This window comes from Bacillus mexicanus (assembly GCF_050445615.1).
GTDB lineage: Bacteria > Bacillota > Bacilli > Bacillales > Bacillaceae > Bacillus > Bacillus mexicanus.
On the sequence record NZ_JBCEYV010000003.1, the window covers coordinates 233228 to 245553 of the forward strand.

At 30.5% G+C, this 12326-nt stretch carries 18 protein-coding genes; 6 read left to right on the plus strand and 12 right to left on the minus strand.

Annotation, left to right across the window (positions count from 1 at the left end; translation table 11 throughout):
• Window positions 1-50 precede the first annotated feature (50 nt).
• Window positions 51-467, minus strand: coding sequence for a hypothetical protein (locus tag AAGG74_RS16080; RefSeq protein WP_429676216.1), 417 nt, complete (start codon window positions 465-467; stop codon window positions 51-53).
• Window positions 468-752: 285 nt separating this feature from the next.
• Between AAGG74_RS16080 and AAGG74_RS16085 the strand changes: the two genes are divergently transcribed.
• Window positions 753-1121 carry a hypothetical protein gene (locus tag AAGG74_RS16085; protein ID WP_429676217.1) on the plus strand — a complete coding sequence of 123 codons (369 nt, stop codon included), beginning with the start codon at window positions 753-755 and terminating at the stop codon, window positions 1119-1121.
• A gap of 48 nt (window positions 1122-1169) precedes the next feature.
• Here the strand turns inward: AAGG74_RS16085 and AAGG74_RS16090 are convergent, their stop codons facing one another.
• The 5 genes from AAGG74_RS16090 to AAGG74_RS16110 form a co-directional block, all read right to left on the minus strand.
• Window positions 1170-1643 (minus strand): hypothetical protein, encoded by a 474-nt coding sequence (locus tag AAGG74_RS16090; RefSeq protein ID WP_429676218.1) that lies wholly within the window; start codon window positions 1641-1643, stop codon window positions 1170-1172.
• A 208-nt stretch (window positions 1644-1851) separates the two neighbouring features.
• Window positions 1852-2451, minus strand: coding sequence for a hypothetical protein (locus AAGG74_RS16095; RefSeq protein WP_429676219.1), 600 nt, complete (start codon window positions 2449-2451; stop codon window positions 1852-1854).
• 168 nt (window positions 2452-2619) lie between these two features.
• Window positions 2620-3087 carry a hypothetical protein gene (locus AAGG74_RS16100; RefSeq protein ID WP_429676220.1) on the minus strand — a complete coding sequence of 156 codons (468 nt, stop codon included), beginning with the start codon at window positions 3085-3087 and terminating at the stop codon, window positions 2620-2622.
• A 46-nt stretch (window positions 3088-3133) separates the two neighbouring features.
• The gene (locus AAGG74_RS16105) at window positions 3134-3646 is read right to left on the minus strand and encodes a hypothetical protein (protein WP_429676221.1); all 513 of its coding nucleotides are present in this window, start codon (window positions 3644-3646) and stop codon (window positions 3134-3136) included.
• 834 nt (window positions 3647-4480) lie between these two features.
• A complete protein-coding gene (locus AAGG74_RS16110; protein WP_429676853.1) occupies window positions 4481-4651 on the minus strand; it encodes a hypothetical protein in 171 nt (56 codons plus the stop codon).
• Between the two features lie 307 nt (window positions 4652-4958).
• Between AAGG74_RS16110 and AAGG74_RS16115 the strand changes: the two genes are divergently transcribed.
• The 5 genes from AAGG74_RS16115 (at window position 4959) to AAGG74_RS16135 (ending at window position 7521) form a co-directional block, all read left to right on the plus strand.
• Window positions 4959-5189, plus strand: a complete 231-nt coding sequence (locus tag AAGG74_RS16115) for a hypothetical protein (RefSeq protein ID WP_429676222.1) — start codon at window positions 4959-4961, stop codon at window positions 5187-5189.
• Window positions 5190-5220: 31 nt separating this feature from the next.
• On the plus strand, window positions 5221-5475 hold the full coding sequence (locus tag AAGG74_RS16120; RefSeq protein ID WP_429676223.1) for a hypothetical protein: 255 nt from the start codon (window positions 5221-5223) through the stop codon (window positions 5473-5475).
• A gap of 891 nt (window positions 5476-6366) precedes the next feature.
• A complete protein-coding gene (locus AAGG74_RS16125; RefSeq protein ID WP_429676224.1) occupies window positions 6367-6783 on the plus strand; it encodes a hypothetical protein in 417 nt (138 codons plus the stop codon).
• Between the two features lie 14 nt (window positions 6784-6797).
• Window positions 6798-7118, plus strand: a complete 321-nt coding sequence (locus AAGG74_RS16130) for a hypothetical protein (RefSeq protein ID WP_429676225.1) — start codon at window positions 6798-6800, stop codon at window positions 7116-7118.
• Between the two features lie 76 nt (window positions 7119-7194).
• Entirely contained in the window at window positions 7195-7521 is a 327-nt protein-coding gene (locus AAGG74_RS16135) for a hypothetical protein (RefSeq protein WP_429676226.1), read from the plus strand.
• A gap of 248 nt (window positions 7522-7769) precedes the next feature.
• On the opposite strand, the gene AAGG74_RS16140 is transcribed toward AAGG74_RS16135, so the two are convergent.
• The 6 genes from AAGG74_RS16140 to AAGG74_RS16165 all read right to left on the minus strand — a co-directional run bounded on the left by AAGG74_RS16140 (window position 7770) and on the right by AAGG74_RS16165 (window position 12205).
• Window positions 7770-8339, minus strand: a complete 570-nt coding sequence (locus tag AAGG74_RS16140) for a hypothetical protein (protein ID WP_429676227.1) — start codon at window positions 8337-8339, stop codon at window positions 7770-7772.
• 380 nt (window positions 8340-8719) lie between these two features.
• Entirely contained in the window at window positions 8720-9229 is a 510-nt protein-coding gene (locus AAGG74_RS16145) for a MepB family protein (RefSeq protein WP_429676228.1), read from the minus strand.
• Between the two features lie 104 nt (window positions 9230-9333).
• Complete coding sequence (locus tag AAGG74_RS16150; RefSeq protein WP_429676229.1) at window positions 9334-10128, minus strand: CPBP family intramembrane glutamic endopeptidase; 795 nt, start codon at window positions 10126-10128, stop codon at window positions 9334-9336.
• A 78-nt stretch (window positions 10129-10206) separates the two neighbouring features.
• The gene (locus AAGG74_RS16155; protein WP_429676230.1) at window positions 10207-10872 is read right to left on the minus strand and encodes a lysozyme inhibitor LprI family protein; all 666 of its coding nucleotides are present in this window, start codon (window positions 10870-10872) and stop codon (window positions 10207-10209) included.
• Between the two features lie 304 nt (window positions 10873-11176).
• A complete protein-coding gene (locus AAGG74_RS16160; protein ID WP_429676231.1) occupies window positions 11177-11557 on the minus strand; it encodes a hypothetical protein in 381 nt (126 codons plus the stop codon).
• Window positions 11558-11719: 162 nt separating this feature from the next.
• Window positions 11720-12205 carry a hypothetical protein gene (locus AAGG74_RS16165; protein WP_429676232.1) on the minus strand — a complete coding sequence of 162 codons (486 nt, stop codon included), beginning with the start codon at window positions 12203-12205 and terminating at the stop codon, window positions 11720-11722.
• Window positions 12206-12326: the final 121 nt, after the last annotated feature.

Below are 12326 nucleotides of genomic sequence, written 5' to 3' on the forward strand. Positions count from 1 at the left end.
TATAAAAAAGGCGCAGTTATATTCTGCGGCCTTTTATGATTTATATTTACTTACCAAGTAGCTTGAATAATAAGGTAATTCTGAGTCATATCATTGTGTTTGAAGTATTTCTTGATTGCTCCAAAAATCTTCGTCCATACATAAGCCTCACTGTCATCACCGTAATTTTCGTGATCATAAACATCCATTTTTCCTGTAATTCCTTTTATTTTTTCTTTAAGTTCAAAGATGACATTCCCAATCTTATCAATGTTGATAAACATAATTGTTCCACCTTCATCTGATTCAATTACATCACATTGTTCTCTGAAAAAATTATAAATATCCCAATCACGAGAAGCCTCATAAATAATCTCTGGCTCTTCAGGGGCTTTTTCATCTACAATGCGTTGCTCTTCTTCATTTAGCAAATGATACATTTTTCCGTTGTATTTAGGGTTAACTATCATTTCTAAACTCATAGTCATTAATATCACCTTATCCTCGTTTTTTAGTATTAGTATTCTATTTCATTTTTTAAAAAAATCCATAAAAAAATAAAAAATCTTCAGAGGATCTGATTAACAACTATCTATATTTCGTAGTCATCATCTCATCAAATTTTTTCATACTTAAGATATAAAGGTGTTATGATAGCAAGAGTTCAAAACAGTTATTGAGTAGTTATAAGCTCGGCAACAGTTTATTTACATCCGATTAAATGTACAAACGTCTTAACGTTAGAAGTTATTTAAGAGAGTTGGTGACGAACTATGAAGAAAATAATAATCGGTTTAATAATAATTGTTTTTTACTGCTTCCCTTTTGTTTATTTTTCAATGCAGCAAGATTTCGTTAATCGTTCAATGCTCGGTTACTTAATAATGATTGTAGCAACTTCGCTATTTGCTTTCCTTGTGAAAGTCTTTAGTAATTCATTATTGCTAATTATAGGTAATGTTATATCTGCATTGATTTCTTTTTATTTTATCAATGGAATGGCAGGAAACGAACAATGGGATGGTTATTTCAAACCGTTAACCCCATTTCAATTATTAATATTGGTTAGTGTTTTGAATTTGATCCCTCAATTTTTAGCCATCAGGGTAACTAATAAATACATAAGAAAAAACAAACCTTAATTAATAAAAAACCTCTCGTCATAAGAGGTTTTTTATTTTTTATAAATTTTATTTATTTATGAATAGCTGTTTTTTTCTTTCGTATGTATCATCATTGATCACAGCTAGACCTTTTTCCACTAACAATTCTGCAATCTCGATTTTAGCTTTATAGGTTTCTCCTTTTTTATATCTAGCACCGGAATCGGTTGCCTCGCAATCAACTAAAAATTCCACTTTTATGACATCTTTAAACGTTTCAATAATTGCTTCTTCTATTTCATCTATCCGGGACGAATATTCTGCTTTGCTATCATCAATGAAATAACCTCTTAGTGCAGCTTGAGTTTTGAAATCCTCGAACCTACATATCCCATCAAGTCCATCGGGATAACACTCGACTAGATCAATATCATTTAATGTTATTTTCATAAATCCGTGCCTTAACCTAGCAATAAACAATTCGCCAGAATCTGTGAAACCTTCAAATAATGTAGGGCAACCACCACATTCTTCTTTAATCGTTTTCAGTTTAATAATCACTTTGTTATCTCTCCTTTTTCTGTTTCATTATATTTAAATATTCGAAGTTAAGAATGACTTATCAAATCCATTTTCTTAAGAATATATTATGATTATAACAGTTTAGTATGCTGGTTTTGCTTTTTGAGCACATTCTGGGGTTGAATTTACTATTATTTAGAACTTATAAAGACGCTTATGTGAAAGCGTCTTTATATAATTTATCGTATTATGCACACTTAATTTTTTCGTTAATAATATCATCAACTATTTTTTTTGGAGGATGATTTCTATACATCTCCATTAGCTCTTTAAACTGTTTATTCTTTTCCTGATAGTTTTCGTATCCAATTTCAGCTGTTTTTTTAGTAAAGTAATCTTCTGTTTTTCCATATTTGTGCGTGAATGAGTTTTTATTGACTTCAGAATAGGTTGTTTCTGTTAGGGTTTCTTGATCCGTATCCAATATAAATAGTCTTGTTGTTTTGTCATTATAATTGTTTTTCAAGATTTGAAAGTACTCATATCTATCGTCAAGTTCTTCAATAAAATTATTTTCTAGGTTAACCATTTGCGTACCACAATCATACACAATCCAAAGAAACTTTGCCGTACCATCCGACTCAATTGTCATCTTATTATAATCGTGAACAAAAAAATCTGTTTGATAATGATTGATCACTTCTTTAGTTAGTTGATACATTTTGAAAAATAAAGGTTTTTTCATTTTTTCTCTTTTTATTTTTCTTTCGATGTAATTCACATAATCTTTTTTATCTGTGTCCGTCATTTTGTAGAATTCTGAATGGCTTTTTTGTCTCTGTCTCATCTTTCATCATCCTTTTGTTTTTTCTTTATTATATTTATAATATATATTTTTTTGTAAATTATTAAAAAAATTAAAATAGATTTGTTTTAAATAGGTCAAGTATTTTTATTATCAGTTCGTTTTTTGTTTCGCCAAAATATACAATACGATCCAAAAACAAAAAACCTTCTATAAAAGAAGGTTAAATATATATATATGTCGGTTTTCTCTTATGAATTTTCTAATTGCCTGGATTTCTTCTTTCTCCGGGGCTTCCAACACAAAATTATTTATTATTTCTTTTAACTGTTCTATTGAAGTTAATTCATAACACCTAGTATTCCAATCATATTCAAGCTCGATCATCCTTTTAGAAACTAGTCCTCTAGCATCTAAGTATTTCCCTTTAAATTCTTTTCCTTTAGGTAAGATGCAATATGCGTGAACCAACACTTTAGACGGAAAATCCTCCCCATCAAACCAATAGTCAGTATCCCATAGGAATTCCATTTCATACCCTAGTTCTTCTTGTAAGGCCAACGCAAATATGTGACAGCGTCCGTATATGTAATCCGATAAATCAAATGGCGTACCGGGAACACCTATCGATTGTAATTTATCATCGAATGTTTCGATTAATTTTTCAATTGTACTCATCGGTTTCAAACTCCCTTTTTACCCTTCCTAGACTTAACCTGGTCTGTTAACGCAAATTAAATTTTTCTGTTTCTCCATAATCAATTAATACCAGTTCTCCAGCTTCATTTAGACCAAACGAATGGAAATAAGGTGGATCTTGATAATAGATGAAGTTTATTTTACTTAAAATGTTTTCTAATTGATGACTATAATCTTCGAATTCTTCATCAGAAATTGACTCGTATGATTTCATTTCAAGTAAGATTGACTCCTCTAATAAGTCCCCAACTTCCCCCAAGAATGCTTTAACATCATCTGGAGCATTCACATAAGCCTCGTATTCATCTTTATTTCCTTCAATCCCATCTTTATTAAAAGCAATTTTCAATACCATATCATCTTTTGTCGGATGAGAGATGACAATTCGTGTTCCTCCCATACCGTGTAGACTAGTAAGTATGTGGCCATCAAATGCAGCACAAACATCCATTACAAATTTTGATGTTGGTTTTTCGTTTAAATCAATCATTTCTTTAAGGCGATTTAATATATTTTTTTGATTTTCATTGAGTATCATTTTAATCTCCTTTGAATTTTTATTTTTTAAGATTTTATATCAATTCTACTTTTCTGGTTGAGAAAATCTTAAATTAAAGTTTATATTTTTTTCACTTCTAGAAGATCTTTTTTGTGGTTTTTATGCCCAGTTACTCGAATGTTCATTTTAAAATGAAATTTAAACTCCCCTTTTATAATACAAAACCGCCTTTCCAATAAGGAAAAGCGGTTAGGGCTTTTTAGTAAGCTGCGATAGCTTATCACGTCGGCTTGACTGTTGTTTGTTTTTCTATTTATAAGTTTATATCCTCTGTCCTTCTATTTTCAAGAGAAAAACACTTTTTTCAAAACACGCCATATTTTAATACTGGATATTAACCGAGTAGTAACAAAATGTATATCCTTAATAATATTCCGCTCCTAATACAAACCTTAAATTCAAATCGACAATAGAAACTTGAAATGATAAATTTATGAGTAGGCGGCAGGTCGTATGGAGCGATTAGTTCCTTTTTATACGGCAACATTTATTTAGAGTGTGATCCCTCCCGCCTTTTTAATTTCGCCCAGTTTGGGGCTTTTTTTATTTCACTATTAATTTTTTAAAGTTCATTCTCTTCTAAACAGACAAAAAGGACAAACCACTTTAGAAATATAAATCTAAAACGGTCTCTCCCTATGGTTAGCATATATTAAGAAGTAACGATATACATAATTAAAGAATGCCCCCCAGCATTCTTTAACCTCTCTAATAATTAACAAATAGAAGTGATTTCATCATACATTATAACGTGTAAAGTAATGAAGCTAATCTCAACGCAACAATGCACTCTTAGAAATTAATTTTTAGTTCTCAAAATCCTTTAATAACATAGTTTAAAAAAATAATGATCACTATAATCGCTGTTACAATTATTGCCTCTAAAGTGAATTTTCCAATATCCTCTTCTTTCCACTGGTTTTTTTCTTTCATCTTCTCTCTATATTTCTTTTGTATTTCTTTCTTTTTATTTTCGTTCATTATCAATTCTCTCCTAAAGACATATGGCTTTATAGTTCTTGTAAGAGAGTTCTTCAGCAGACCTGCGAAACCCTTTAGTTGTCTTGAATATATACGCAAAAAAAGAGAAGATCACACGTTGTAGGTTAGTCTTTCTCTGGATTGTGGAGCCAAGCCTCGAATTAAAGTCAAAAGTTCACTTTTTATCTCCTATTAACGACCAGCAAAACATTTTTCCTTTAAAAATTAACTTAACGGATTTTTTTGAAATTTTACTTTTGCTTTCTTTTTGATGTTATATAATTTAAAAAACATAGGAAGGAAGTTTATTATGAACAAATACGAAATCAATCATAAACTTTTGAAAGAAGGGAAAGATATTAGCGAATTGGATTGCTTATATACCTTTGATGAGATTAAATCAAAGATTAAAGATATGTACCCAACTATGAATAATACAGAAATTGAATATCACGCCGATAACATCTTAAATGTTGATTGGTTAAAAGTTTGCAATAATGAAAATGAATTTATAGAGGTTATAAGAGAACAAATTGACTGAACATCCAACTAATACATAAGGAGATATACATATGACAACTACTTTTATGACACACGTTAAATATGGTGGAGTTTATGAATTTGATAAAAGCACAAACGAATTAAGCAGTGTTTTAAAAACCTATCACACTGATGGAACAATTACCCACAATAGATCTGTTTATTCCTATCAACCAGGTGAATACGTGGAAATTAGCGAATCCGAAATTAACAAAATCGATTCAAAATATAAAGAGATTTTAAAATACGAAGGTAAAACTATTACAGAATCCGAAGACTATGAATAAATTTAAGGGCCTCAATGGAAGGCCTTTTTCTTATTTTTGATTTACTTGCTATTTTCTCTACTAGAATTAATAAGTATTGTATTTTACAACAGAAAAAATGTATTTTGTTTACTAATAGAATAATAATGTTATCTATACCAGAGAAAAAAACAATTATCTCTGCTAGTGAATAAATTCTCAAAACTTGCAAAAAACATACTCGATCTATGACATTTTCACATCTTCGATAAACCAATTCACCTCTAATAATCACAAAAATGCTTTTTAGACCACTTTTTGTGCAAATTAGAACCCCTGAATAATTTAATCCTCTGAACTTGATCTAAAAAATGCCCATTTATTTATAAAAAAAAGGATGGAAAAACACAATTTTTTTTATTTTATAATGTAATTGTCGTTAACCCTACAGCCCCAAGGGTTTATTCCGTATTAATCATTGAATCACGAAGTACCGAAAATATGTATTTTCGGAATACTATTTTTGCATTTTTTGAACACTTCTAGCCTCTTGTTTTTGATCTCTAAAAAATAGTTACTAGAGAAAAATAATTTATTATTCATAAAAAATAAACCTAATAAAGAAAATTATATTTTTATTTATTAGAATGTAATTTTGTTTATCTCTACTATAAATAATATTTTCAGTGAAAATTTTTTAAAGTTAAGCCATCTATTTATTAAGTTTGTTACCGAACTTAATAAACAACAAAGCCAATGAATAAAATATCTTCTGAAACCCTCATACTCTTCAAGTAAATCCCCATTCTATATTTCTCTTTGATTTTATTTTTTTTTCACTAAAAGAAGAAAATTCGAATATTATCTAATCGCTTATAAAATTTCCATTATAAGCATCATTCGATATACAATTTTCAGGGAGGCATTTTCCATTTGAAGAAAAAAATTAATACAGTGATTCAGATATGCGAAAAAGTAAAAACAGAAGGAGTAATATGGAAAAGTGAATACCATAGAACGAGGCACATAGAGAGAAGAATAGGCCACAATCATATAAGCAGCGAAGACTCTTTAAAAGAATATGAAAATATAATCTTGGAATTGCTGAATGGTGAAAATAACGAAGTTTATTTATACTATAATTATAAAGATGACTATTATGTGTTCGGAAATCCAGAAACTAGTTGGATTGCTATTTTTTCAGAAGAAGCAATTATTGATACTGCATTTAAAGTTGAAAAAGAAAAATACGGTAAAAATTACAAAGAGTATTTAGCTGAGGAATTCAACTATCTATATCTGGGTAGATTGAGAGATTTTTATAAAAAACAAGGAAAAGATGCCTTATAGGAGGAATAATAACTATGAATACTATGGAAAGTATCCAAGTATATAAGAGTGACATTTTCGAATTTGATATCAGCCCTTTTGAGATTTTTCAAGTGTTATTTCTACGCTCAGAATTAGAAAAACAATTCACATCAATGAGCGAAGAAGAAAAAATCGCATTATTAACTGCTGATTTAAAAGTAATCAAGAACTCGAAAAAAATTGTAGAACACATTGGAAAAATTTACGATTTCTCAGAATCTAAACACCCTACTTCAGAATGGTGGTGGCATCTAGACAAAGTTTCTAGAGGAGAAATGGTAATAAAGAGGTATGAGCTTGTTCCAGCAAATTAACTCTTTAATATTCTATATAAATATAAAAAAGAAACGGTTACCCGTTTCTTTTTAAAATCAATTTAGGAGGTATATTATGACGTCTTCATTTTTAGAAAAAATTAAAATTTACGGTAATGAAATTTTCGACTTGGAAATTAGTCCTTTTGAAATGATGCAAACTCTACACTTAAGAAGTGCATTGCAAGAATCTTTTTTTGAAATGAATATTGACGAACAAATCGAACTACTTTTTATCGACTTACAAGTACTTAAAAATTCAAAAGCAATCTCTACCCATTTATCAAGAATTTATCAATCAAAGAATTTTGATCACCCTATTTCAGAATGGTGGTGGCATTTAGATAAGATCGCAAACAATGAACTTAAACTCAACGGACTCTCTGTTGCGTTTAAATCATAGTTTTATTAATTTGTAATTTCTTTGAAATAATATCTGTGAAAAATAGACCTCCGCATTCCTATAAGAATTGGTGGTCTATTTATTTGACTATTATATATGGAATTAATATTGAAACATCAATTTATGTACAAAAGGCTCTAATTGATCGTAAAACATAACCCGTTACCCAATGTTACAAAGCGATAAACAAAAGAGACCTCATATCGAAGTCTCTACTTACTCTTTATATATTTATTTTTCAAAGACACTTACATTAATATTGAAATATCATAAATTTCTCTTTCTCCTTTTAACAGTGACTCAACATTTTTCTCTGCCAAGTAAGTTCCAAGTAACGCTTTCTTAACCACGAGCATCCTCATAAGGGGCGGTGTATCCCCCATAAACACTCCCATCGACTGAAACACAAATCTTAAAAGAACATCTGCAAAGCTCATTTTTTCATCATTCACTTTTATAACTTCCTTTGTTATATCTCTACCGTTTAAAAGATTTTCAATATATACATTATCCAACTCATACATATCATCTAAGTTAAAATCGTATTCTAGGATAGCAGCAAAACTCTCTATATCTAAATCAAAATTAAACTGATTTTCATTTATAATAAAACCCGCGCATCTTATGACGTCAAATAAGTCGATTATTTCTTCGATGTCAAAGTCTGAAAGTTGTTTAGACAAATATCGATTGATTGACAGATGAGAAACGTATCTTTTTCCCGCGCTAACAATTCCTCTCTGTTCTTCGATTTTTTTACTTACTTCTTCTTTTACAACCTCTTTTGGCATCAATGAAAATAACTTTTCTTTATTCATTTATAACGCTCCTCGCTTGAGTTTTTTCCTTCTTTAATGAAGATAACTTGATTTACATCTTTTTGTTCAAAAAAATGAAAAAAAATCGAAGAACTAATATAAACTCTACAAACTCCGATATATGTCATTAATTTAGAAGAATTAAAAACCGCAAAGAATATATTTCTTCGCGGTTTTTTTCTTTGTTTTTTTTAGTTTTCCGGATTTAGAGTTTCCTCACATATTTTTTAATAAGCCCTACCCTACCACCATATCCAGGAACCATTATACCCTCATAAGCTTAACCTATGAGAAATGTATACTTCCAGCTATTTTTAAAATGTCTTCCATCGAAGGAAGAACATAGGGTTCACGACAAGATTTAATTAAGTCTATCAAACTTAGCTGATATATAGCTTTAATAATTGTTGGGCTGAAAAGCTATTTGTATTTTCCAACTCAACAAAATATTCTAACTGCCATTTTTGTGTTTCAATAGCTTGTTTACTAGTGGGAGCTTCCCACCCAGGGTAAACTCTAATTGCCATTTTCCCTTTCGTTGTGGCCGTTTTAAGGATATTTTGTTTCATAAGAACCTCTTTTGGAAAGACGAATTGACCAAAATTGCTATTACTAGTAAAAGTATTGATAACCAATAAATCAGTAGCCTTTTCATATGAAAAGGCTTGGTTTTTATTATCTCCATCTTTTTCCCAAAAGGCCACAAACTGTCCTATCTTGTTGGGTGTTATTTTTGCGACTCTAAATCTAACCGATTTTGAATTTAGTTGAAACATACCAGCACCATAATCCGAATTTTGAAGTTCTTCTCGAATAGCTTTTATAGTTAAGTCATTCGGTTCATAAAAAATTTTATTCAAATATGTTAACGCCTTATAAAATTCATTCATTGCTCCGCACCCCTTATTTTTTCGTAAATAAATTAATTTCGTAAAATTTAAAAACCTCCAAGTATTAACTTGAGAGGTTTTTAATAATTAATGTTTGTCTTTATTCAATTATAACTGTTTCTTTTATTCAGAACGTATAAAGATATAACTAGAATCAAATTAACAATCAGTACGATAACACTGCCTTCCATTTTATATATACCGCCTGATATTAATGTGTTCCCTTGAAACACACTTTCTAATAAATGCGGATAATCATTTGCTAGGGAAACACCACCTAATAAAATGGCTCCAACTGTATTCCAAATAAAATGAGCAATTATCGGGGCCACTATGGTTCCTGTGTATTCTAATAACAATGTAACAAATATACTCATCGAAATGACATTGAGAACAGGAATAATACCGGATTCAAATGCACCACCGTGCATCGCAGCGAACAAAACAGTTGTTAAAACGGCAGCCACAATCACATTATATTTCTGCTTCCATAACTGATATAAATAACCCCTTACCAACAATTCCTGCATTCCAACATTCAGTAGTGATGCTAAAATCCAAATCCATATGTAATCAATGTGGTTTTGACCTTGTATCTTTAAAGACTTAGTAATCCAAAAGACAGCGACCACGCTTCCTATCCATAAAACACCTATAATCAAACCCTTTACGGAGTTTTTAAAGAATTTTGAAGCCAACGGGATTGTTATTTCCCCCTTTTCTATCACAAATATGAAAAGAAGAGAAAATAAAACCACTACCGCGAGCGGCGTAAATTCCCACCATAACCTCAATAGTGCCTGATTATTCGTATATAAATCTGGCGTAAAAGAAATTAAAATGGCCCATCCTATAAAAAATATAACTGTTTTTAAGATTGTACTGACCAGCTTCTTCAACATTGCCCCCCTAATACGTTGTAAGCAATTCTTTGGTTTTTCTTATCTTATAAAACATTCTTTTTCGAAGAGACAGTTTTATTTCATATATTTTTTAACTAACTCAAAACATCTATCTATAGTAAGATTATTTTCAACCTTTACATATTCTAATTGTTCTGCCGTACCGCCTTTATATTTTAAAGACTCTTCTTTTGCTGTTTCATCTCGATGAGTTATCCATTCGCGTTGTTCTTTTTTTAGTTGTTCCATTTCTCCTGAAGAAACCTGTTTCTTCAAAACTCCATAAATTTCATTTAACATTCCGTCCCAAGTATCAAATACATCTCCTTCTACTTTTTTCAAAGCGAATGTTGTATCATCAATTGGGTTGTTTCTCATCTGGTCCGTATTCTTCTTGGTATCTTCTAATTTTTTAAGATACTCTTCTTTCAAACTCACTGTTTTGTTTTTTGAAACTTCTTCTTTCTTGCTTTCCTTGTTTGATGTATCTGATGTATCTACTTTGTTCTTAGTAACGCTTTTTTCAGTTTCATCCGAACTTGGATCAGTGTTAACTGTTTTCGAAGCATCCTCTTTAGAATCTGATTCAATAGAATCCTTTTTTGTATTTTGCGTCGAACTAGCATTTTCATTTTCTTTTTTCACTGCGGAATTAGTATCCTCAGATGAATTTCCGCAAGCAGCCAAAAAAGCTAACAATGCTGTAGACACTCCCATTAAAATTTTACGATTGTTTTTCATTAAAAAAACCGCCTTTCCTACACATAAAAGATTTAGGTTTATGATCCTACTCACACAGAGTAAGATCAATTTCCTATTTTTTATATTTTATCATATTTTAACCATACCCTTTTTTCATTTTACTGATGTTATGTTTCGTTCCTAGCGCAAAAAAATAAGCCACCGCTCTCCTAGCACTCTACAAAGAAAGCAAAAAAACAAGGAGCATTCCTTGCTTTTCATTTATAAAACAGAAAAAATTATAACTATAGGACAGATATTTATTCTATATAAACGAAATATTCTATATTAGAACTAAGTCCCGCTATTTAGAATCACTATTTTTCATTTTTTCTAAATCTTCAATAGTGTATGTAGTAACTGGTGCAACCTGATCGTCTTTCTCTCCCCATCCTTTCCAAACTCTTTGATTGTATTTGTTTTTTCTTTTTTGTTCCCATTTTTTCTGTTCTTTGCTTGTCCCGGTTGTATACTTACCCTTTCTTGCAAATCTTTTTCTTGTTTTTTCGCTACTCTTGCTAAGGGACGGCCTCACATTGTTCATTGAATTCAATTCTTCTTGCCTTAATCTTTTCTTTTTCTCTATTGCTTCTGGAGACTTTTCTCTGGCTCTTTGTTTTTCTCTAATTTCCCTTCTTTTTCTTTGACCTGGGGTTTCATTCTTCATTTGATTATCTTCTCTCATTATTCTTTCCCCTCTCCAACAAGATTTTTGGATAAACAAAATTCTTAATATACATTCATTATAAACAAATGATTTCTTTCTCTCATTTAATTTCCATATAACTATTTAAAATTCAGAAGCTAGAAAACCCCTCTACCAGTAGGTTAAGGGGTAATTTCTTTATTAAAAAAGTACTTTTATTTGTGAACCGTCAGATAATTCGAAAACGTCTTCTCCCTGAACTAAAGAGCTATTACAAATTGCAGCTAATATATCCCGGATCATTTCTAATCGCGTTTCATAGAAATCCTTATTAATATATCCGATAGCTTTCATATTGGCGGTGTCCGCCTCTTTTAGCTTAAAGGGAATCAGCTCAATGTCACTGGGCATTAAATCGATCATCATTTTGATTTTCTTTTTATTCATTCCTTCACCATTTTCAAGAATATGTACCCAAGCAATAATCTTAGACTTTAGGTCTTCGCTTTTCTTTTGCTTTAAATAATCAATTACTCGTTGAAATTCTTCTTCAATCATAGAACTAAAAGTTGGTGCACTTCCTAACGCATCTCTAAGAATACGCCTTTTATCAACAATCGAGTAGATCCCTTTTTTCTTAAACTCTTCATTTAGTTTTTGTCTCAATATAAATTTGTTATGACGCATTGTTTTTCCTCCGTTATCATTTCTCTAACGCCGGAAGATTATACAACGTTTTTTTAAAACTGAGGAAAAATAAACATTTTCCTTCAAAAAACTATGGGCGCCTTAATCTCTCATTATTTTA